The sequence below is a fragment of the Actinomyces johnsonii genome, from assembly GCF_006546835.1.
Lineage (GTDB): Bacteria > Actinomycetota > Actinomycetes > Actinomycetales > Actinomycetaceae > Actinomyces > Actinomyces johnsonii.
In genome coordinates, this window is the sequence record NZ_VICB01000019.1 from 176,525 (window position 1) to 195,250 (window position 18,726).

The following is an 18,726-nucleotide window of genomic DNA, read 5'->3' on the forward strand; positions in this document are numbered from 1 at the left end:
CGTAGGGTGGGGGAGCGGCCTGAGGAGGCCGCCCGACGGCCCGACGTCGTCGATATCCGACAGAGAGGCAGCTGAGCATGACGAGCAACGAGGCAGTCCAGACCTCAGAGACAACCGAGTCCATCCCCAAGACCATGAAGGCCGCGGTCCTGCGGGACCACGAGGTCGGACTGGAGATCGAGACCCTGCGCACCCCCCGGCCCAAGAGCGGCGAGGTCCTCATCAAGGTGGCCGCCTGCGGGCTGTGCCACTCCGACCTCCACGTCATCGGCGGTGCCATCGCCTTCCCGCTGCCGGCGGTGCTCGGCCATGAGGTCTCCGGCACCATTGTGGAGCTCGGCTCCGGCAACGAGCACACCGGGCTGGAGGTCGGGCAGAAGGTGGCTGGGGGCTTCCTCATGCCTTGCGGTCAGTGCGACGCCTGCGCCTCAGGCCGCGACGAGCTGTGCGGGCCCTTCTTCGACCTCAACCGGCTCAAGGGCGTCCTTTACGATGGCACCACCCGCCTGGCCACCCCTGACGGTGAGCCGGTGGCCATGTACTCCATGGGCGGCCTGGCCGAGTACGCCGTCGTCCCCTCCACCGCCGTGGCCCCCGTGCCCGAGACCATCGACATGGTGCCGGCGGCCATCCTGGGCTGCGCCGCCATGACCGGCTACGGGGCCGTGCGCCGCGGCGCCGACCTGCGCTACGGGGAGACCGTCGCCGTGGTCGCCACCGGCGGTGTGGGTACCAACATCGTCCAGATCGCCCGGGCCTTTGGCGCCAGCCAGGTCATCGCCATCGACGTCGACGATGACAAGCTCGCCCCCATGCTCGACTACGGGGCGACCGCCGTGGTCAACTCCGTCACCCAGAACGCCCGCGAGGAGGTCTTCCGGCTCACCGACGGCAAGGGTGTGGATGTCTCCTTCGAGGCGCTGGGCATCCCGGCCACCTGGACCACCGCCCTGGACGTCCTGGCCGACGGCGGCCGCATGGTTCCGATCGGCCTGGGGGCCGGTGTGCAGACCGCCGGGGTGGAGATCAACCGCACCGTGCGCCGCTCGCAGTCGATCCTCGGATCCTACGGTGCGCGCACCCGCCAGGATCTGCCGGCCGTTGTCGACCTGGCCGACAAGGGCGTCATCAACTACCGCGACGTTGTCTCGCGCCGCCTGCCGCTTGAAGAGGCCGGTGCCGGCTACACCGCGCTGCGCAACCGCGAGATCCAGGGGCGTGCCGTCGTCGACATGTCGCTGTGAGCCCAGGCAGTGAAGTCCCGGTCGCCGGGGCTTCACCGTGACCTCCTGTCCTCGCGCCTCCTGCTCAGGCTTTGTTGCTCTGAGTGGGAGGCGCGATGCGTGATCCGAAATCGAGGCGGAGGACGCGTCGTGTCCAAATCGGTGACAAAGGAACCTGTGGCTCGATCAGGCCGCTGATGGAACCGCGGAATCACGCGGTTTCTTATCGGTGGTGTGAGCCTGGATTCCGCCTTTGTATCCGATTTGGACATCTCGGGTGTCGCGGCGGTGTGCCGTCGGCCGCGGAGGGCCTCTGACTGACTATCGTGACCATTGCTAAGAGGAGGAGTCCCGTATGTCCACTGATCTGGAGCGCAACAAGGAGAACGTCAAGGCCTTCTACGACCTCATGTTCAACCAGTGCCGGCCGCGCCAGGCGCTGGAGCGATACGCCGGCGACGAGTACCGGCAGCACAACACCCACGTGGCCGACGGCAAGGAGGCCTTCGTCGAGTACTTCGAGCGGATGGCCCGCGACTACCCCGGTAAGAGCGTGGAGTTCGTGCGTGCCTTCGCCGAGGGCGACCACGTCATCCTGCACTGCCACCAGAGGTGGCCGGGGTCGGATGACTACGCGGGTATCGACATCTTCCGGCTCGATGAGCACGGCAGAATCGTGGAGCACTGGGATGTGCTTCAGGTGATCCCGGAGACCTCCGCCAACGACAACGGCATGTTCTGACTCCTGCACCGGCGCCGCGTGTCAGCTCTGCACCAGAGCCTTCCAGACCTCGATGCTGGCGGCGATGTCCCCGGGGACAGCGATAGAGCGCTGCGCGATCTGCCGAGGAACCTCCGGTTCCTGGTTGAGGGTGGCGAAGACGGCCGAGGTATTGGCATAGGTCCGCTGCCAGAATGGGAACTTGATGAGCGAGGGCGTGTTCCATCCCACCCCGATCTCCAGGTAGAGGACCCGATCCGACTTGTGCTTGGACAGGAACCGGCGGTATCGCTCAGCAGCGTTGTGCCAGTGCCCATCCTCCACGAAGGTGCCGTCCACCCGCAGGTTCATCGCCGCAGGTTCCCCGCACCTGGGGCATACGGGCAACAATGATGATGGAATGCGCAGGTCCCGCTGCCGCTCCACCATCTCTCGCACGGCTGACTCGTTGGACCACGTTCCGGCGTGGCAGGGGACGGAACACTGCCACAGTCCATAGTCACCCTGCGTGGCGAACAGACGTGACTCGTCGAAGCCGTTGCGGACGAAGGCATGGTCGACGTTCGTGGTGATGACGAAGTAGTCCGTGTCCTCCAGGCTGTCCAGAATGGTCCTCAGATCCTGATAGAGGGGGAGGATGGGCTTGTTATAGCGGTTGGCCATGATGTGCCGGGACCAGTAGGCCCATCGGTGCTCCGGTGTCGGGAAAGGGTAGAACCCGGAGGAGTACATGTCTCTCAGACCGAACTCCTCGATGAAGTCAGGGAAGAGGCGTGTGAATCGGGGGCCCGAGTAGGACAGGCCCGCTGCGGCCGACAGCCCCGATCCGGCACCGAGAACGACGGCGTCAGCCTGGGAAGCTGCCTCGGATAGGCGTCGGATCGCCGCCGGCTCCTCAGCAGTCAGGACCGAGGAGAGCGCGATAGATCGATTCGTCGATTGGGTCGAAGACATTGAAGACCACCTTTGTGAGTGACTGGCAGTGGGGGAGGACTTCGCGAACGGTGCGGACCGCGATGGTGGCAGCCTCGGCCTTGGGGTAGCCGAAGATGCCGGTGGAGATGCAGCACAGCGCGATGCTGGTGGCCCGCAGATCCTCGGCAGCGAGCAGGCAGGATTGGTAGGAGGAGGCTAGGAGCGCCTCGTGCTCGGCGGTTGGCTTGCCTTGCACGATCGGCCCGACGGTGTGGATGACGTGGGCGGCTGGCAGGTGGTGGCCGCCGGTCACGGTTGCCGTGCCGGTGGGCTCAGGACGGCCTCGAGCGGCCATGATGTCCGCGCACTCCTGGCGTAGTCCGGGGCCGGCGGCCGAGTGGATGGCATTGTCGATGCAGGCGTGCAGCGGCTGGAAACATCCGAGCATGGCGGAGTTCGCCGCGTTGACGATCGCGTCTGCCCGGATCGTCGTGATGTCGCCGCGCCACAGTGACAGGCGTGGATCGAGGGATGTCCCTGGCAGGCTGAGGGCGTCGACGGTTTCTCGCTCGGCGGTCTCGGCGGCCAGGAGCCGCTCCAGTGAGACGTTTAGCTCCGCGGGCAGCGGGATCGCGGGTCGCATGGCGAGCAGGGCCCGCAGTGCCAGTCGGCGTTGACCAGGATCGCTGGCCGAAACGGCGTCTACGAGCTGCTGCGCTTCGGGCTGTTCCTGAACGAGAAGCGCCAATGACGTATCAACGAGGGCGCCGCGTTGCGACTGAGTCAGTGGCGTCGATATCATGCCCGGTCCTCTCAGCTGGTGCGGAAGAGACGAATAGTTACTTTTATACACTAAGCATCAAGTAGAGAGTAATGAGGCCAGGGCGGGCTCTGTGGCGTCTGTCGTGGGGTGCTTGATCGTCGTCGCACCAGCAGGTGGTGATGTGTTGTGCGTGGCCGGGGGTTTCTGGGCATGAGAAAAGGGGCGCCGCTTTGTGCGGTGCCCCTCGGGTTGCCATGGCTGCGCGGGCTTCCTTGGCCGCGCAGCCTCGTTGTTCTATGCCCTTGCTGGGCTGGGTCCGGGTCCTGCGTTGCTTGTGAAGCGTGGTCCAGACCTGGTGGCGGGCTCGGGTGAGCTCGTTGGAGTCCTCGACGCTCAGCGGGCCTCGAGGAGGTTGACGCCGGTGTAGATGCCCACACCCATGGTGATTGCGGCCAGGACGGAGGCGGCGAACATGATGGTCGGGATACCGGTGACGGCGCCGACCACGGCCATGACCATGACCGCGACCATGATGGCGATCATGGCGACGGCGAAGGTGAGGCGGTTGGCCTCGGCCTGGGTGTTGGTGGCGGTGGCCTGAGCGGTGGTGGCGGTCTCGACGGTCTGGGTGGGGTGCTCGGTGATGGTGGCGGTCATGTGAGTGTTCCTCTCGATGTGTGTCGAGCAGGTCCGCCTGACTACCAGTCGTGCGTCCCTGCACGACGGTGTGCAGCCCGTAGGCCGGACGGAGGTTTCTCCGTCAATCAGAACTCTAGGAACGCTCCATCTGATTGTCTAGACAAAGGATCGTGACGTGTGTTGCGTTGGCGACTTGTGGATCACAGAGGATCGCTGGGATGGCTGTGGTTCGGTTGCAGGAGCATATGGGCGGATGTGGCGTCATGGAGGGTATTACTGGTCCTGGTGGGGGTCGGGAAGGTTTGTGTCATGGGTAGTTTTGATCTGGAAACGTGACCTGTGAGGCGGACGTGCGATGTGAACCACTGGTCTAGTCCTCTTGTGTCAACGTCGGAGCCCGGGGCGCCAGCGGCCGGCAGGGCGGAAGGCGGCCGGTTGCCGCCCCGGCTATCCTGAGCGGGTGACGACCAGCCAGACTTCCCCCAGCGCCGTCGGTCCCGTCCTCGTGGTGGACTTCGGGGCGCAGTACGCCCAGCTCATCGCCCGCCGCGTGCGCGAGGCCGGCGTTTACTCCGAGATCGTGCCCCACTCCATGGACGCCGCTGCCATGCTGGACAAGCGGCCCTCGGCCATCATCCTCTCCGGCGGGCCTTCGTCGGTCTACGCCGACGGCGCCCCCTCCGTCGACCCGGCCGTCTTCGACGCCGGGATCCCGGTCCTGGGCATCTGCTACGGCTTCCAGGCCATGGCCCAGGCCCTGGGTGGAACAGTCGGGCGAACCGGTACCCGCGAGTACGGGCACACCCCCGCCCGCGTGACGGAGGGGTCCTGCCTGTTCGACGGGACTCCCGACGACCAGGTGGTGTGGATGAGCCACGGCGACGCGGTCCAGGCCGCTCCCGAGGGCTTCGCCGTCACCGCCTCCACCTCCCAGACGCCAGTGGCCGCCTTCGAGAACCCGAAGCGGCGTCTCTACGGCCTGCAGTGGCACCCCGAGGTGCTCCACTCCGAGCACGGGCAGGCCGCACTGGTCAACTTCCTGCACAAGGAGGCGGGACTGCCGGCCACGTGGACCCCGGACAACATCATCGACGAGCAAGTGGCCCGCATCCGCGAGCAGGTGGGCGACGCCCACGTCATCTGCGGCCTGAGCGGGGGAGTGGACTCATCTGTGGCCGCAGCCCTCGTCCACCGCGCCATCGGCGACCAGCTCACCTGCATCTTCGTCGACCACGGCCTACTGCGCGCCGGCGAGCGCGAGCAGGTGGAGCACGACTACGCCGAGGGCATGGGCATCCGCGTCATCACGGTCGATGAGACCGAGCGCTTCCTGAGCGCCCTGGCCGGCGTCACCGAGCCGGAGGCCAAGCGCAAGATCATCGGCCGGGAGTTCATCCGCTCCTTCGAGGCCGCCCAGCGGCGCGTCGTCGAGGCCGTCGGGGCTGAGGGTGGCGAGATCCGCTTCCTGGTCCAGGGGACCCTCTATCCCGACGTCGTCGAGTCCGGTGGGGGAGAAGGCGCCGCCAACATCAAGAGCCACCACAACGTGGGAGGCCTGCCCGAGGACCTCGACTTCGAGCTCATCGAGCCGCTGCGCGAGCTGTTCAAGGATGAGGTGCGTGCCATCGGCCGCGAGCTGGGAGTGCCGGAGAAGATCGTCGCCCGCCAGCCTTTCCCTGGGCCGGGGCTGGGCATCCGCGTCATCGGCGAGGTGACGGCCGAGAACCTGCGCGTTTTACGGGCCGCCGACGCCATCGCCCGTGAGGAGCTCACTGCCGCCGGGCTCGACGACGAAATCTGGCAGTGCCCGGTGGTGCTGCTGGCCGACGTGCGCTCCGTGGGCGTCCAGGGCGACGGACGCACCTACGGTCATCCCATCGTTCTGCGGCCGGTCAGTAGTGAGGACGCCATGACGGCCGACTGGACTCGCCTGCCCTACGACGTCCTGGCGCGCATCTCCAACCGGATCACCAACTTCGTACCGGAGGTCAACCGGGTGGTGCTCGACTGCACGAGCAAACCCCCGGGCACCATCGAGTGGGAGTAACGGGCAAGTTGGAGCGACTGCCTGCCGTTACTGGGCCCTGCCGGCGCTGAAGCGCTGGCGGGGCCTTGTTTTGTCCGTCGCTGAGCGGTCTGGAGCGTCTATCGGTCCTGGTCGGGGAGGCGACTGGCGGTTCGGCAGGGCGGCGTGGCCGGCGGTCCGGCCGATGCGGCTGGACCTGCGTATCGAGGACTGCGATTCTCGCCGGGAACGTACTTTTCCTGCAGTTGACTGAGACCTGCCACCAGTGGTCTGCGGGAGGGATCAGTCCTCGTCGAGAAAGTACGTTCCCGATCGGGTTGGACCTGGATTCAGGAGCAGTGGTCGCGTGAACTACGAGAGTGATGGGGTGTTTGTCTCCGAACTCAACGAGGACTTTGAGAAATCACTGATAGGTCGATATTGCTTTGCGACTTTTGTGTCTCGAATAAAACAAAAGTGTGGGGTATTTGACGGGGTGAATGATTGTTAAAGGTCTGTGTTTCCGAAGAGTTCTGGTGGTGCTACGATCGCGCTGATCGAGTGCATTCAATGGAGGTGTCGGGATGTCTGTTCCTGCGGGTTGGTATGACGATGGAACGGGCCGTCAGAGATGGTGGGATGGCAATGCATGGGGTGTATACGCGCAGGATGTCTCCTCTGTTCAGGTGGAGGCTCGTCCAATGGGCTATGGTCAGGTGTCCGCTCCGGTTGCGCAGCCCTCTAAGGCGCCCGGATTGTTCAATGCGTTGGGTCAAGCCGTTAAGAATGCGGCGGCCGAACGGAAGGATGTGGCGATTGGGGCACTGACTGCTGGGGTGAGAGCACGCAGGCAGCGTGAGGAGCATGAACGGGAGGAGCGACTTCGACAGGCCGAGCATGCTCGGATGGCAGGAAGGAGAGTCACGAGCGGGATATTCGGGACCTCGACGATCGAAATCTATGAAAACGGGTATGTTCGTGTGGCTGGTCCAGACGCTGTGGGGCGCTCTTGTCAGATAAGCGACTCGACTCCTTACGAAAGTCTTATTTCCATCTCTTTCGAGCGTCCCGATAATGGCGATGCTGGCTCGATCGGAGCGGTAGCGACGCCGTCGGTTGCGACGGCCGGTGCTGCGGTGAAGGTGGTCTCAATGATCACCAAACGTAATCCTGCGGTCATGGCGATATCTGCCGGTGCTGGTATCGCGGCTGCCGGTGCTGGCGCGGTCGCTAAGATCGTGTCGGCGAAAGCTGTTTTGACTATTACCACTGATCAGAAGATTCATGCACTGACCAACCAGGTGAAGCACCCAACGACGGGGATTATGATGCCCAGGAAGGATCATGAAAGTGTTGGTGAGGTTCTGGAGCAAACGGGCAACTCGGTTCTGAGCGCCCTTGGGCGTGGGCCTGTGTCACCAAGCGTTCCCGCTCTGCTGTCCGGTCAGGTCGAGGTGCCTCAAGAGCTGAGTTCTCCTGGCGTATCTTCTGAAGACGTCGCGAAACGTCTACGTGATCTGGATGAACTGCGCAAGGAAGGCATCCTGGACGACGCCGACTTCCTCATCGCCAAGCGCCAGTTGTTGGGGAGGCTGTAGATTAGTCTCCACGTCATGTTATCGGAGATCACGGAAAGATTGAGATTTGTGCGGTAAATATGTGACCGTATTGAAATGCTAGATTCCTGCTTTTCGTACTTCCGGGCATTCAATGTTGGTGTGGTTCTGACTACGATGGGTGAAGCAGTGGATATCACTGCATTAGATTGTCTTATTTCGGCATACCGTCGAATATCAGGAGCCACAATGTCGTATCCTCCTCAGTCCAACCCGCCTCAGCAATATCCGCCTCAAGGTCAGGTGCCCGCGCCAATGCAGCAAGTGCCAGCGCCGTTGAAGAAGGGGCGCAACACCGTGGGTATCGTCGCCTTGGTGATGGCGGTCATCGGGTTCATTTTTGCCTGTGTTCCCGGCGCGCTCATCATCGGCTGGATCCTGCTGCCGATCTCCTTCATAGTCGGCCTGGTGGGACTCTTCCGAAAGGGAGAAGTATTGTGGCCCGCGGTTACCGCCGTGGTCATCTCGGTGGTCGGCACGATCGTCGGAGTCATGGTGTTCCTGACGGTCCTGTCGAATGCTGTTGGTGAGGCCGTCTCATCCTCCGGTGCGGTCTCTGCGTCGGTAGCTCCTGGCGGTGCAGGATCCTCTGGGCAGGGAAAGACCCGTGAGAACCCCTACCCGCTTGGTACCGAGATCTCCAGCAAGGACTGGAAGGTCGTCATCAACTCGGTCACGTTCAACGCCAATGACGCGGTTGCCGCGGCTAACGAGTTCAACGATCCGCCTGCTGATGGAAAACAGTATGTCCTCATCAACTACACGGCCACCTACATCGGTGATGACTCGAGTGGAGAATCTGCGGCCTTCGTCTCGGTTGACTACGTCACGGCCGACGGAGTCACCGTCGATGGAACCGATTCGATGGCCGTCGCCCCGGACGCCATCGACTCTCTGACGACTCTGTACAACGGTGCGAGTGTCACCGGGAACGTTGTCCGGGCTGTTCCCGTTGACAGTGCGCAGGACGGAGTTCTGGCGGTTCGCCCCGGACTGCTCGCTGACAAGGTCTTCGTCGCCGTGAAGTAGCGTTTGCGCCTCAGCCCTCGATACCGGGGTCGGTCGCCGGGGTGGCGGCCGGCCCCGTCCTCGTGCGCGACGGGTCTTGTCCCTGTCCAAGAAATGGACTGCGACGGCGCCGCCATTGACAGGCTCCGGTGATGGTCTGCATATGATTTCGGCGAACGCGCCGCTGGCACTGGGCCTCGGCCGCATCCCCTGAAGGATGTCCCATGACGAGTACCGGTCGAAGCGCCACCGTGCTGCCGCTCGTCGTCCGCACCGCGCGAAGCGAGCGCGTTGCTGCGCCCTCCCCGTCCTTCGCCCTCTCACACGCCATGAACCGGCAGGTCATGGCGTGTTGTTGTCGCTGTATGCCGTAGGCGTTCGTACTCCTGGCAGCCCCCGCAATGAACGCGGCCCGACGCTTGCACGTCGGACGCGCTCCGGACTGGCTAGCAGTCCACCTGTGCGGACTCCTCACCCCTTCCCAGGGCCGTGAGCGCAGCGACGTCGTAGCGCGCGGCCGCCGAACCGGGACCGAAGGAATCCCTGTGTCTGCCGCCTCCTCCACCGTCTCCACCAGCGCGTCACCCACCGCGCCCACCACCACCCGCGACTCCGACGAGGCCCGTGCGGTGGCGCGCCGCCAGGCACCGCGCCACCGCACGATTCGCCCTCACCCACCTCATCCAGGGCATCTTCGTCGTCTGGGTCGCCGTCACCATCACCTTCATCGGCCTGCACCTGGCGCAGCGCCTTCGGCGAGCCGGGTGATGGCAAACCGGTCGACGGCAACCCCACCGAGCGCTGGAACGCCCCAGCCAATCGTGAGCACCTGGGAGGATCGCCCCTTCTTCTCATGTCCCGGCGGCGCCGGCAGTTGGGAGCAGTTGCGCGGCTGGACCGAGGCCCGCCGCGCCGGCAACCTGACCGGGCTGTGAGGATATCGGGGCCGGTCGTCCCGGAAGAAGGTGGGGAAGGATCTGCGACAGTATCTGCAGATAGACGCTGGACCAGCCCCTGCCGGAACCGCCGGAGCGACCGGCCCGACTGCGCTCTCCAGCCTGACGCCGACTGCAGACCGAGGATCAACCATGACCGATCACCCCACTGAGCCCACCACCACCGACTCCGAGGCGGAGGCCGTCCACTGGACCACTCCGCCTACCGACGGCGGTGAGCGTCTCGACGGACGCTCGGCCGCACTGGTGAGTGCCGACCGCCTCCTCACCGGTCGGCGCGGCCAGGTGGAGGGCAGCCTTGAGACGATCGGAATCCGGACCAGTAGTCCGAGCGAGGCCGAGGTCGCCCAGGCGCGTACGGCCGGCCAGGGTGGTGCCGTCCTCCTGCGGGGACGGGACATCCTGGCCGTCGGAACGACCGTCGAGCTCGAAGGGTGCCTGACCGAGCTTCTTCCCGACGTCGACCCCAATGACGTCGTACGCGTGGACCTGCCCGGCACTACCCTCATGCCTGGGCTCATCGAGACCCACGACCACCTGCCCACCTCCGGCACCGACGTCGAGTACCCCGACTACGGGCCTCATGAAGTTGCCCGCCTCACCCTTAACGCCGCCCGCGCCGCTCGCGAGCTGCTCAGCGAGGGCGTCACCAGCGTCCAGTCCCTCGGGGCGCGCCACTACGTTGACGTCGCCCTGCGCGACGCCGTCGACGCCGGAGACTTGCGCGGGCCCCGGATCATCGCCTCCGGGCCGCAGATCACCACGACCGGCGGGCACGCCCACCACGCCGGAGGCGCCGCGGACTCCCTGGACGAGATCCGCCACCAGGTCCGCCACCACCACCTCATGGGCGCTGACACGATCAAGGCGATGGCCACCGGTGGCTTCATGACCGATGGTTCTGCTCCCTGGTTCGCCCAGTTCACCTCTGAGGAGCTGCGGGTCCTCTTCGACGAGGCCCACCGCCTGGGGAGGTGGACGGCTGCCCATGCCCACGGCACCCAGGGCATCGAGCGGGCCGTGCGCGCCGGGGTCGACTACATCGCCCACGCCTCCTTCGTCTCGGCGGCCGGGCGCAGCGAGTTCGACCCCCACCTGGCCGACGAGATGGCGCGCGCCGGCGTGTACGTCGACTGCACGATCGTGGCCGACCTGCCCGGCATCATCGCGGCCGACCCGACCTTCGCCCCACCCGCCCGCCAGCTGTGGGAGCACGGGGTGAGAATCGTCGCCGGCCACGACGCTGGCATCCCCGCCTCCCCGCAGCGCGCCTACGTCGGTGGCCTCCAGGCCCTGGAGTCCGTGGGCCTACCCCGTACCGAGGTCCTGCTGGCCGCCACCTCCAGGGCCGCCGCCGCGATCGGACGCGCCGGCGTCACCGGGGTGCTCGCCCCCGGCTTCGAGGCGGACCTCATCGCGGTCGCCGGGGACCCGAGCCAGGACCTGGCCGCCCTGCACGACCTGCGCCTCGTGGTGGCTCGCGGCCGCGAGTTCCGCCCCGATCGGGTCGAGGGCCTGGCCGCCTCCCAGGCTCCCACCGAGGCAGTCGGTCCGTCGGCGACCCTGGCCGAGTGGCGAGAGCGCAGCGCCCGGGCAGCCCGCCACCCGGAGGTCTGAGCGTGCAGGATCAAGCACCGGGGGACAGGCGGAGAGACAGTTGGAAAGACTCCTGGGGGCCGGCTCGCGCCCGGCTGACCGACCTGGCCGAGGACTACGCCCGACTCCTGGCCTCACAGGACCCGGCGGCGGCCGAGGCCACCGGTCTGCCGAGCCGAACGCTTCTGCCCGACGTCGGCCCTGAGGCCCTGGCGGAGAGAAACAGGGTCGAGCGCAGGCTGCATCAGCTCGTCCGCGCCGTCGAAACGCCCCGGTCCCTGACCGGTAACCACGGGGCGAAGGACGACGACGCTCGAGACAGCACGCCCGGCGACGGCGATCCTTGGGGTAGGGCACCCTTGGCAGTACGCGTCCTGCGCGCCCATCTGCTCGAGCGTCTGGGGACCTCCATCGACCTCATCGAATCGGCGGACCAGGGCGCTGAGCTCAACATCCTCACCTCACCCTTCCAGGGCGTGCGCCGACGCCTCATCACCCTGCCCACTGACCTGCCTGGTTCCACCTCCTCCGTACAGGACTGGGCGGACCTGGTCGACCGGTACCGTGCCGCACCCCGGGCCCTGACGGGAATCCGCGACTCCCTGGCGGTCAGTGCGGCCCAAGGCGTTCTGCCTCCTCGCGGACAGGTCGAGGCCGTCGCCCGGCAGACCGACGACCTGGCGCGCATCCTGGCCTCCCAAGCCCGCGGCGACCTGAGCGGCGGCGGCCATGCTGCGCCGGGCGGCGCCCTCGGTCGGGACCTCCAGGTCGCCGCGAACGACGCCGCCCAGGCGGTATCCGACCTCGGTCGCTACCTGCGCGGCGAGCTGGCCCCGCTGACCCCGGTCCGCGAGGGCGTAGGGCCGAGCCGCCACGCCTGCTGGGTGCGCCGTATGCTCGGGACCTCCATCGATACCGCCGAGGTCTACCAGTGGGCGCGCCAGGAGCTGGTCGACGTCGTCGCCGCCCAGGACGCTTTGGCCGCCGAGGTCCTCGGGACGGGATCGCGGGCCGGCGACCTTGATGCGCACCTGCGCGCCGACCCCTCCACCGGAATGAGCCCCGAGGACTTCCCCCGCTGGGCGCAGGGCGTGGCCGATGAGGCCTGGGACGCCGTCGTCGGCCGCCTGCTCGACGTCCCTGACGGCCTGGGCCGACCAACGGTGCTGCTCGACACCCCGGGCGGCGGCGTCCACTATGAGGAGCCCGAGCCCAGCCGGAGTCTGTCCGGGAGGGTATTGCGCTCCTTCGCCGTCGGCGATGAGACGGTCTGGCCCTGGGCGGAGCGCACCACGGTGCTGCACGAGTCCGTCCCCGGCCACCACACTCACTCCGGCGCGCAGAGCCTTGATCCCTCACTGACTCTCTGGCAGCGGTACCTGGGGAAGGTCCCTGGCTGTAACGAGGGCTGGGCCCTGTACGCCGAGAGGCTCGCGATCGAGACCGGGTTGCTGAGTAAACCCGCCGACCGCTTCGGGTGGCTGGCGGCGCGGCGCTGGCGGATCGTGAGGGTCCTGGTGGACCTCGGTGTGCACTCCTGGTTGCCGGTGCCCGCCGAGATCGCCGCTCTGCCTGGTGCCGGCGGCGGCACGCAGTGGGACCGGCCCACGGTGGAGGCGGCGCTGCGCGCACACACGGTCCTGGGCGAGGGGTTTCTCCAGTTCGAGGTGGACAAGCAGCTGGGCTGGCCCGCCCAGGGGCTGGCATACATGCTCGGCGAGCGGGTCTGGTTGGCGGGCCGCGAGCGGGCGCAGCACCGGGCCGAGGAGGTGCGGAAGAAGCTCGACCTGCGGGCCTTCCACAACCGCGGCATCGGCTTGGGGAGCGTGGGCCTGGACCTCCTGATCCGCGAGCTGGGCTGAACATCGCTGTGGGCCAGCTGGAAGACCAGCTGGCCCACAGCGACGTCCTCCGTATCCTATAGTGACGACCGCGCACGGGTGCGGCCCACGGCCATGGCCACCGAGAGGATCGCGACGGCGAACAGGGCGCAGATCCCGCAGTCCACGAGCAGAGGGCGAATGACGTCGGCGGACATCGAGGTGGCGGTGTACGCCCCTGAGATCGCCTGGGCCGCCCAGTATCCGGGGGTGAACTTGGCGGCTTGGACGACGGCGTCGGGTAGCCACTCGGTGGGCACCCACGCCCCCGATAGGAAGGACATGGCCAAGCCACCGATATTGGCGACCGCGCTGGCCACGTTCTGGCTCGGGCTGATCTGACCCAGGAGGAAACCGAGCGAGACTGCAAAGAGCATGAAGGCGCCCAGGGCCGCACCGACGATCGCCAGTAGCGGGGCCGATGTCGTCACGGCACTGGCCCCGAGGGCCGTGACCCCCAGCCCAAAGATCCACAGCCACCCGACCAAACCGATGACGAGGCAAGCCCCTACGGCCCCGAGGCTGCGGGATCTGCTGCTCACCGGTGCCGCGGTGAGGCGGGAACGGACTGACCGGCGTCCCAACGCCATCATGAGCGTTGAAATCGTCACGATCGCGAAGGCCGTGATCGGGTAGATGGAGAACATGGCGTAGACGACGAAGCCATGCGGCAGGGGCTTCGCGTCCTGGGCGATCCGCTCGGCGGGGGCGGAATGGTTCATCGTTTCCCTGGCCAGGGCGACGGCATGGGCCGGGTCATCGGTGAGCGTCGACAGGTAGTCGGCGACCTGCCCCGCGTAGGAGTCGGTGCGCACGTTCATGAGTGCGCCGGATGCCGACTCGTACCCGATGACTGTGTCCATTCGAGGTGGCTCAGCCCCCTCACGAGCCGCCTGCTGGAACTGTTTGCCGTATCCGGCCGGAATGATGAGGATGTAGCTGATCCGGTTCTGCGCGGTGGCGTTTTGAATGGCCTGTCTGGAGTCCTCCAGCGGCTGAGCCTTGCCGGCGGACTCGACGTAGTCCTTGACCCCCCGGGAGATCGTGGAGCCGTCGCGGTCGATGACGGCCACGCTTGTTGTGGCTTCCTTGACCTGGCTGGATGCGTCCTCGGTCCGGGCGGCTCCCACATTCAGACCGAGCAGGGACAGTGCCACCAGGTAGACCAGGACGTAGCTCCGATGGGCCGCCATGATCTTCAACGATGTCTTAAAGGTGCTCATGGTTCATCCTCCTGGCACGGATCAGGGCAATGGTGAGGAACAGGCAGGTCATGGCCAGCAGGGCCGCGCAGCTGCGGGCGAAGGGGGCCAGGGAGTCGTAGTAGAGCAACCCGTAGAGGCAATGGGCGGCTTGCCACAGGGGATTGGTCTGCACCAACAGTGGGGCATGGAGTTCGACGGCGTTAGCCAGGGACTGAGTTGAGGGTCCGTAGAAGCCGGTGAACAGCGACAGGAGGCAGCTGATCGCGGAGACCATCCCGATCCCCATCTTGCCGAAGGTGCCCAGTGCGGCGCCCGCAGCGCTCGACATGAGGCTGGCCATCCCGACCGCTACCAGGCACAGGAGCACATGAGGCCCGAAGTCCACACCCACCACCGTGGCGATGAAGGCGAAGGCGATGAGCAGGCAGGTAAGGACGCACACCCAGGAGGCTGCGAGCGTGGAGGTGAGGACCTTCCATCGCGGCAGGCTCGCCAGGGTTCGGCGGGCTCCCAGAGGAGAGGTGGCCATGATGCTCTGCACCGCGGTCATGGTGACGGTCATGCCCATGCCACTGGCGAAGGCCAGCAGCGCGAAGTAGTAGCGGGTCGCGGGCTTGACGGGAGACGGTGTCACCGAGAGTGAACGGGTGAAGGACTGGTCGGTCTCAAGAGCGGCCAGCCGCTCGGGCGCCGTCCCCGCCTTGATCAAGGTCTCGTACTCGGCCCGCCTCTGGGTGTAGGAGTCCATGACCACCCGGAGCACCCGAGTCGTCTCGGCCTCATTGCCCTTCTGGTTCACGTGCAGCACGGGATCGCCGTCCTCGACGGCGAGGTAGCCGTTGGTCTCTCCCCGTTTTGCGGCGGCCTGGGCCTCGGAAGCGGCGGAGTGGGTGACCTTGGTGATGAGGCGGGGATCGGCGTCGTCGGCGGAGATCCGTTCCACGACGGCGTCCAGGCCGGGAGCCGCCCGGTAGGCCTCGTCCTGGACGACGCCGAAGCTGATGGGGGTGGCCTCGAAGTCCTTGTCCAGGTTGGCGAACATCGCCATGAACATGAGGGACATGACGATCGGGAAGCCGAGCGTCCACACGAGCAGGACACGATCGCGCAGGAGCCTGAGCACCTGGTAGGAGAAGACGGTCAGCATGTCAGGCCGCCTCGTCGCGCAGGGCCCGCCCGGTGATCTCCAGGAAGACGTCGTTGAGGGTCGGGGGCTCGGAGGTTACTCGGCCGCAGGTCGCTCCCGCCGCATTCAGCGCCCTCATGATGTCGGAGAGGTTGTGCGCCCCGGGGGAGCACTCGATGAACACCTCGCCGTTCTCGCAGGTCGCGGTGCGCACGTGCTCCAGGCGGCGCAGCCCCTCCAGAGTCTCCTCGCCCGGGGGAACGGGATCGACGATCTCCACCCGGATGCGCTCACCGGTGCCGATCATGGCCTTGAGCTCGTCGGAGGTTCCGGAAGCCACCTGCTGGCCGCGGTCCATGATGACGATCCGGTCGCACAGCTGCTCCACCTCCTCCATGTAGTGGCTCGTGTAGAGGATGGTGGCGCCGCGCTCGTTGAGACGCTTGATGCCGTCGAGGATCGCGTTGCGGCTCTGCGGGTCGACGGCGACCGTGGGCTCGTCCAGGATGATGAGGTCGGGGCCGTGGGCGATGCCGCAGGCGATGTTGAGACGGCGCAGCAGGCCCCCCGAGAGTTTCTTGGGCTTGAACTTCACGAACTTCTCCAGGCCGACGAAGGCGATCGCCTCGGCAACCAGGCGGCGCCGCTCGGCGCGGTCGCGCACGTAGAGGGCGCAGAAAGCGTCGACGTTCTCTGCCACCGTGAGCTCGTCGAAGACGGCCACTTCCTGAGGCACCACGCCGATACGGCGCTTGAGCCCGTAGGCAGTGGGCGTCATCGGCTCGCCGAAGACGCGGATAGAGCCCTTGTCGTAAGTGAGTAGCTGAAGGATGCAGCTGATCGTCGTCGTCTTGCCCGAGCCGTTGGGGCCCAGCAGTCCCAGCACCTGACCGCGCGGGATTTTCAAGGACAGGCCGTCGACCGCGACCAGCTCCCCGTAGCGCTTGATCAGGGAGCCGACTTCCACAGCCGGGCCGGTATCCCTGGTCCCGTCTTTGACTTCCATCTCGGTTCCTTTCTTCCCGCCGGTGTTCCCCGGCTCATGACTCCCATGTTCCTGCGGGGGCGGTGGCGGTCAGAAGTGCCTGCCGTCATGACCTGGGCGGGCAGCCATGACTTCTGTCATGAGATTCGTCAACAGGGTCGCCAGATCGGTCTGACGGGCTTGAAAGCGCCGGCGATCGTCGATAATCGAGGCGTGAAGGTACTGGTGGACAAGGGCGTGCTGCTGTGCGGCTGTGTCCTGCTGGCCCTGCTCACCATGGAGACGGACGCGGTCGTCATGGTCTGGCTGCTCGGTGCCGTGGCTGTCAGCGGGATGGGCACGTTTGCCGACCGGAGCCGCTGGGCGATCGTGATGCCCGTCGCCTACCTCCTGCTCGGAACCCTCGCGACGGCATCCGTGGTCGGGGCTCCGCTGGCCGCCTACGATCTGGGCCGCTTCGCCGCGTCCGGGAATCGTCAGGAGCGGGTGGCGGCTGCGATCAGTGGCTTTCCGTTCGTGGTCGTCGTGGCCAGACAAGTGCCGAGGACACCGGTACTGGCTCTCTCCCTGGCGATCTGCGCGCTCACGGTCCTCCTTGCGCTGCGCACCACCCAGGAGGAGGCGGTGCGGATGAGCCTGCATGTGGTGCGAGACGACCTGCGCGAGAAGGTCCTCACCCTGCAGGACACCAACGCCCGGCTGCTCCGGGCCCAGGACTACGAGCTGCGCGCCGCCGCCCTGGCCGAGCGCACCAGGATCGCCCGCGAGATCCACGACGGCGTCGGCCACCTTCTCACCCGCCTCCTGCTGCAGGTCAAGGCCCTCCAGGTCGTCCACCGGGACGAGCCGGGCGTCGTCTCCGACCTCGCCACCCTGGATACGGGCCTCGACGAGGCTCTGGACTCCATGCGCCGCTCCGTCCACGCCCTGTCCGATGAGGGCGAGGAACTGGCCACCTCCCTCAACCTCCTGGGTTCGCGCTGCGGCATCGACTCCGTGAGCGTCGACTGCTCGACCGACGTCGAACCCCCGGCGGCGGTGGCGCGCTGCATCGTCGCCGTTGTGCGCGAGGCCCTGACCAACGCCGCCCGCCACGGTAGGGCCCACTCGGCCCGCGTGGCTGTCACCGACTACCCTGCGTTCTGGCAGGTCACGGTCGACAATGACGGCGTCGTACCTGTCAAGGACGAGCCGGTCGTGGACGGCCATGGGAGCGCGGGTCTGGGGCTGCGCTCCATGACTGAGCGGGTCGAGGCCCTGGGCGGCCGGGTGCGGATCACCCCGCGACCGCGGTTCACGGTCTTCGCCACGATTCCCAAGAACGGACAGGGGAAAGAAGGAGCATTATGAGAGTCCTCATCGTCGACGACGACGCGCTCGTCGCCCAATCCTTGTCCACGATCCTGTCGGTCGAGGACGACGTTGACGTCGTTGGCCTGGGCAGCTCGGGTCCCGAGGCCATCGAGCGTTACCGGGAGCTGGCCCCGGACATCCTTCTCATGGACATCCAGATGCCCGGCGGGGACGGACTCAGCGCGGCCGAGCGCATCCTGGCCGAGGACGCAGGAGCGCGCATCGTCTTCCTGACCACCTTCTCCGACGACGAGTACATCGTGCGGGCCCTCAAGATGGGCTCGCGCGGCTACCTCATCAAGCAGGACGTCGCCCAGGTCGCCCCGGCGCTGCGGTCCGTCATGGCCGGGGTGTGCGTCCTGGAGGGGGAGGTGCTCGAGCGCAGCGCCACCATAGGGCTCAGCGCCCGGCCGCAGGCGAGTGGGACGGACCGGGGCCGGGAGCATCAGGACCCGCGGAGCACGGCTTTCGCGGCCCTGACCGACCGCGAGTACGAAGTGGTCGAGGCGGTGGCTGAGGGACTGGATAACGCCGAGGCTGCGGCTCGGCTGTTCATGAGCGAGGGCACGGTGCGCAACCACATCAGCGCGATCCTGGCCAAGCTCGGCCTGCGCAACCGCACCCAGGTTGCAGTCATGTACTACCGCTCCGCACAGGTCGGCTAGAGGCAGCAGACAGCCGGACACCACGTGAACTGCTGGAATGGGGATGACTCACCGGCCTGGCGGGTCTGCC

16 protein-coding genes are annotated in these 18,726 nt (G+C 66.7%); 10 read left to right on the plus strand and 6 right to left on the minus strand.

The window, feature by feature from the left end:
• Nucleotides 1-77: 77 nt before the first annotated feature.
• Nucleotides 78-1,244, plus strand: coding sequence for a zinc-binding dehydrogenase (locus tag FK256_RS11585; RefSeq protein WP_141424850.1), 1,167 nt, complete (start codon nt 78-80; stop codon nt 1,242-1,244).
• 334 nt (nt 1,245-1,578) lie between these two features.
• A complete protein-coding gene (locus tag FK256_RS11590) occupies nt 1,579-1,965 on the plus strand; it encodes a nuclear transport factor 2 family protein (protein WP_076132034.1) in 387 nt (128 codons plus the stop codon).
• Nucleotides 1,966-1,986: 21 nt separating this feature from the next.
• On the opposite strand, the gene FK256_RS11595 is transcribed toward FK256_RS11590, so the two are convergent.
• The 3 genes from FK256_RS11595 to FK256_RS11605 all read right to left on the minus strand — a co-directional run bounded on the left by FK256_RS11595 (nt 1,987) and on the right by FK256_RS11605 (nt 4,279).
• On the minus strand, nt 1,987-2,898 hold the full coding sequence (locus FK256_RS11595) for an SIR2 family NAD-dependent protein deacylase (RefSeq protein ID WP_141424851.1): 912 nt from the start codon (nt 2,896-2,898) through the stop codon (nt 1,987-1,989).
• Nucleotides 2,840-3,661: a protein-ADP-ribose hydrolase gene (locus FK256_RS11600; protein ID WP_021605553.1), complete on the minus strand. Its 822-nt coding sequence runs from the start codon at nt 3,659-3,661 to the stop codon at nt 2,840-2,842. Before FK256_RS11600 ends, FK256_RS11595 begins: the two co-directional genes overlap by 59 nt.
• Before the next feature lie 354 nt (nt 3,662-4,015).
• Complete coding sequence (locus FK256_RS11605) at nt 4,016-4,279, minus strand: hypothetical protein (protein ID WP_021605554.1); 264 nt, start codon at nt 4,277-4,279, stop codon at nt 4,016-4,018.
• A gap of 442 nt (nt 4,280-4,721) precedes the next feature.
• Here FK256_RS11605 and guaA point away from each other — a divergent pair, with 442 nt between their 5' ends.
• The 6 genes from guaA to FK256_RS11630 all read left to right on the plus strand — a co-directional run bounded on the left by guaA (nt 4,722) and on the right by FK256_RS11630 (nt 13,304).
• Nucleotides 4,722-6,308, plus strand: coding sequence for a glutamine-hydrolyzing GMP synthase (gene guaA / locus FK256_RS11610; RefSeq protein WP_141424852.1), 1,587 nt, complete (start codon nt 4,722-4,724; stop codon nt 6,306-6,308).
• A 542-nt stretch (nt 6,309-6,850) separates the two neighbouring features.
• Nucleotides 6,851-7,864, plus strand: a complete 1,014-nt coding sequence (locus FK256_RS11615; protein ID WP_141424853.1) for a DUF2510 domain-containing protein — start codon at nt 6,851-6,853, stop codon at nt 7,862-7,864.
• 273 nt (nt 7,865-8,137) lie between these two features.
• Nucleotides 8,138-8,911, plus strand: a complete 774-nt coding sequence (locus tag FK256_RS11620) for a DUF4352 domain-containing protein (RefSeq protein ID WP_232212477.1) — start codon at nt 8,138-8,140, stop codon at nt 8,909-8,911.
• A gap of 603 nt (nt 8,912-9,514) precedes the next feature.
• Nucleotides 9,515-9,658 carry a hypothetical protein gene (locus FK256_RS14315; RefSeq protein WP_170197956.1) on the plus strand — a complete coding sequence of 48 codons (144 nt, stop codon included), beginning with the start codon at nt 9,515-9,517 and terminating at the stop codon, nt 9,656-9,658.
• A 320-nt stretch (nt 9,659-9,978) separates the two neighbouring features.
• Nucleotides 9,979-11,463 carry an amidohydrolase family protein gene (locus FK256_RS11625; protein ID WP_141424854.1) on the plus strand — a complete coding sequence of 495 codons (1,485 nt, stop codon included), beginning with the start codon at nt 9,979-9,981 and terminating at the stop codon, nt 11,461-11,463.
• A 2-nt stretch (nt 11,464-11,465) separates the two neighbouring features.
• Complete coding sequence (locus FK256_RS11630; RefSeq protein WP_170197957.1) at nt 11,466-13,304, plus strand: DUF885 domain-containing protein; 1,839 nt, start codon at nt 11,466-11,468, stop codon at nt 13,302-13,304.
• 56 nt (nt 13,305-13,360) lie between these two features.
• Here the strand turns inward: FK256_RS11630 and FK256_RS11635 are convergent, their stop codons facing one another.
• The 3 genes from FK256_RS11635 to FK256_RS11645 are packed head-to-tail and all read right to left on the minus strand — an operon-like array spanning nt 13,361 to nt 16,659.
• Nucleotides 13,361-14,545 carry an ABC transporter permease gene (locus FK256_RS11635; protein ID WP_244936395.1) on the minus strand — a complete coding sequence of 395 codons (1,185 nt, stop codon included), beginning with the start codon at nt 14,543-14,545 and terminating at the stop codon, nt 13,361-13,363.
• A complete protein-coding gene (locus FK256_RS11640; RefSeq protein WP_141424856.1) occupies nt 14,532-15,674 on the minus strand; it encodes an ABC transporter permease in 1,143 nt (380 codons plus the stop codon). Before FK256_RS11640 ends, FK256_RS11635 begins: the two co-directional genes overlap by 14 nt.
• A gap of 1 nt (nt 15,675) precedes the next feature.
• Nucleotides 15,676-16,659: an ABC transporter ATP-binding protein gene (locus FK256_RS11645; protein WP_021605565.1), complete on the minus strand. Its 984-nt coding sequence runs from the start codon at nt 16,657-16,659 to the stop codon at nt 15,676-15,678.
• A gap of 192 nt (nt 16,660-16,851) precedes the next feature.
• On the opposite strand from FK256_RS11645, the gene FK256_RS11650 reads away from it, so the two are divergent.
• On the plus strand, nt 16,852-17,988 hold the full coding sequence (locus FK256_RS11650) for a sensor histidine kinase (protein ID WP_170197958.1): 1,137 nt from the start codon (nt 16,852-16,854) through the stop codon (nt 17,986-17,988).
• Entirely contained in the window at nt 17,985-18,656 is a 672-nt protein-coding gene (locus FK256_RS11655; protein WP_141424858.1) for a response regulator, read from the plus strand. The genes FK256_RS11650 and FK256_RS11655 overlap by 4 nt, the downstream gene beginning before the upstream one ends.
• Nucleotides 18,657-18,726 lie beyond the last annotated feature (70 nt).

Excerpts from the sequence above, each read along its gene's own strand:
- FK256_RS11585 (WP_141424850.1), top strand. The coding sequence starts at position 78 with ATGACGAGCAACGAGGCAGTCCAGACCTCAGAGACAACCGAGTCCATC.
- FK256_RS11590 (WP_076132034.1), top strand. The coding sequence starts at position 1,579 with ATGTCCACTGATCTGGAGCGCAACAAGGAGAACGTCAAGGCCTTCTAC.
- FK256_RS11595 (WP_141424851.1), bottom strand. The coding sequence starts at position 2,898 with ATGTCTTCGACCCAATCGACGAATCGATCTATCGCGCTCTCCTCGGTC.
- FK256_RS11600 (WP_021605553.1), bottom strand. The coding sequence starts at position 3,661 with ATGATATCGACGCCACTGACTCAGTCGCAACGCGGCGCCCTCGTTGAT.
- FK256_RS11605 (WP_021605554.1), bottom strand. The coding sequence starts at position 4,279 with ATGACCGCCACCATCACCGAGCACCCCACCCAGACCGTCGAGACCGCC.
- FK256_RS11615 (WP_141424853.1), top strand. The coding sequence starts at position 6,851 with ATGTCTGTTCCTGCGGGTTGGTATGACGATGGAACGGGCCGTCAGAGA.
- FK256_RS11620 (WP_232212477.1), top strand. The coding sequence starts at position 8,138 with ATGCAGCAAGTGCCAGCGCCGTTGAAGAAGGGGCGCAACACCGTGGGT.
- FK256_RS11625 (WP_141424854.1), top strand. The coding sequence starts at position 9,979 with ATGACCGATCACCCCACTGAGCCCACCACCACCGACTCCGAGGCGGAG.
- FK256_RS11635 (WP_244936395.1), bottom strand. The coding sequence starts at position 14,545 with ATGAGCACCTTTAAGACATCGTTGAAGATCATGGCGGCCCATCGGAGC.
- FK256_RS11640 (WP_141424856.1), bottom strand. The coding sequence starts at position 15,674 with ATGCTGACCGTCTTCTCCTACCAGGTGCTCAGGCTCCTGCGCGATCGT.
- FK256_RS11645 (WP_021605565.1), bottom strand. The coding sequence starts at position 16,659 with ATGGAAGTCAAAGACGGGACCAGGGATACCGGCCCGGCTGTGGAAGTC.
- FK256_RS11655 (WP_141424858.1), top strand. The coding sequence starts at position 17,985 with ATGAGAGTCCTCATCGTCGACGACGACGCGCTCGTCGCCCAATCCTTG.